Annotated in this window: 2 protein-coding genes; one reads left to right on the top strand and one right to left on the bottom strand. The window is 72.0% G+C overall.

Going from position 1 to position 2,185, the window contains the following annotated elements:
• On the top strand, positions 1 to 818 hold an 818-nt coding region (locus M8J73_RS34120), incomplete at its 5' end, for a helix-turn-helix domain-containing protein (RefSeq protein WP_249829469.1).
• 11 nt (positions 819 to 829) lie between these two features.
• Here M8J73_RS34120 and M8J73_RS34115 read toward each other — a convergent pair.
• A complete protein-coding gene (locus M8J73_RS34115; protein WP_240501360.1) occupies positions 830 to 2,125 on the bottom strand; it encodes a GntR family transcriptional regulator in 1,296 nt (431 codons plus the stop codon).
• Positions 2,126 to 2,185: the final 60 nt, after the last annotated feature.

The raw sequence follows: 2,185 nt of genomic DNA, 5'->3' as shown, positions 1-2,185 counted from the left end.
ATCCGGGCCCCACCGACGCCCAGTTGTCCGCCGCCATGGCGGTCGCCTCGCGCATCGGCGCGCTCCTCGCGGACGAGGCGCAGGCGGGCGCCGACCTCACCCGTGAGCTGCGGGCGGTCCTCACGGCCGGGCCCGGCTGGGAGCGGGACATGGCGGTGGCGGAACTGCGCGCCGCCCTCGGCCCGCGCGGCGACGGCGTCCACACGGTGGTGTGCGTGGCCCCGTGGCCGTCGGCGGACCCGGACGACGCCCCATCCTTCCGTACGGTGCCGGGGGCGACGGCGCTGTGCACGGTGCCGTGGGGGGCGGCCGGCCAGAGCCTCGCCCTGCTGGTGCGGCTGCGCTCGGCGGATGTCGCGGCGCCCGCGCTCACGGCGGCCGGCCGGCTGCTGGAGCGGGCGGACGCGCGGGCGGCGGCCGGGATCGCGGGCGCCCGTACGGGCCTCGGCGAGCTGGGCACGGCGTGGCGCGAGGCGTCGGCGGCGGCCCGCGCGGTGCTGGCGGAGCCCCGCCTCGGCCCGATCGCCGAGTGGCGCTCGATCGGCCCGTACCGCCTCCTGACGTCCCTGCCCCCGGACACCCCCCAGGACCCTGCCGTCCGGGCACTCCTGTCCCCCGCCCACCACGAACTGGCCCGCACCGCCGAGACGTTCCTCGACTGCGCGGGCCAGGCGGGCCGCACGGCGGCGGAGCTGGGCATCCACCGCCAGACCCTCTACTACCGCCTCTCCCGAGTCGAACAACTGACGGGCCTGGACCTGGACGACGGCGAGGACCGCCTCCTGCTGCACATGGCCCTGAAGGGGGCGCGGCTCTGAGGGACGTGCGGTCAGCCGTGCCCCTCCTGATCAGCCAGCCGCTGCCAGACGGACTCGAACCAGCCTCGGGCGTTCCTCACGAACACCGATCCCTGTGAGTGGGGGTCGTCGTCCTCGACGTGGTAGGTGAGCGCGGCGCCCAGGCCCATCACGTCCAGAGCGCCGACCGTCTCCCCGTTCAGGTCGATGGGACGCTCGACGACCTCGTAGAACCCGTGCAGGGCCGCCACCCCGTTGATCAGGTAGAGCTTGAAGGACGGCACCAGGGGGATCTGGTGGATGGTGAACCAGACGGAGGGGACGAGCATCGACGTGTACACGTTGTTCATCACGTTGTGCAGCGTGAGGAGGTGACGGCGTGTGATGTCCGCGGCACGCTTCTTGAGGGCGTCGTCGTGCGCGGCATCCCCGGAGCGCCAGTACGGGAACGCGAGCGACATGTCGGGCACCATCACCCTCAGGGTGATGCTCCTGGGGCTGATTTGCAGGGCGTGGATGCGCTCCGCCTGGAGCTGGATGTGGGCGGTCAGGGACTCCGACGTCAGCGTGAAGACGTCGAGGCTCACGTCGTCCTGCTCGAAGGCCTGAGCGATGTACGGGGCGAGTGAGACGGGGTGGTGGGAACGCCCCGGGTTCGTCGCCCGTTCCACCTCGCCGTTCTTGATCACACGTGATCCGCTGCCCTGCCGCGACATGATCCAGCCGTCGTCCTGCAGACTTCGGAGGGCCCGCTGGACCGCGAGGCGCGAGACTCCCAGCTCGCTCGCCAACTCGCGCTGCGGCGGGAGCGTGGACCCGAGCGGATAGTTGCCGTCGGAGATACGGCGCCGCAGCTCGGCCAGGGCGTCTACGCGCTGTCCGTTGTCACCGCTCCGGTCGCCCTGTGGGGCGGATCCGATCCAATTGGCCTGCTCATCAGTCCTGTTGACACTGCTCGGCGGCCCAATCGTCGCCGACGCCGCCGCAGGTGTGTCGGGAGCCCGCGGAACGGGGCCGTCGCCCTCGCCGGCGCCGTACGCCCGGTCGTACAGCTCCTTGAAATGCTCGACGGTGTCGTCGGGACGGCGGCGCCCGCCGGACATCCTCGCCAACTCCTCGACGAGCAGCTCGATGACCCCCCAACGTGGGAGAAGCGGCTTGGTCAGGGCCTGGTGGATCGTCGTGTAACTCATGACGTCCTGCCCGCCCACCGCTTTCTGGAGGTCCCGGGAGGACGGCCATCCCGCGCGGCCGTGGAGCCCGTGGAGCGCCCGGTTCAACTCGCGCAGAGGGCCGTCCGGCAGGTCGGGCGCCTTCCATCGCGGCATCGGGCAACTCCCCCGCAGTGTCAGAGATTGTCAGACGTCGTTCACGGCCCATGATGCGCC

The sequence above is a fragment of the Streptomyces neyagawaensis genome, assembly GCF_023516595.1.
In the GTDB taxonomy this organism is placed as follows: domain Bacteria; phylum Actinomycetota; class Actinomycetes; order Streptomycetales; family Streptomycetaceae; genus Streptomyces; species Streptomyces neyagawaensis.
This window is presented reverse-complemented; position numbering and strand designations above follow the sequence as displayed.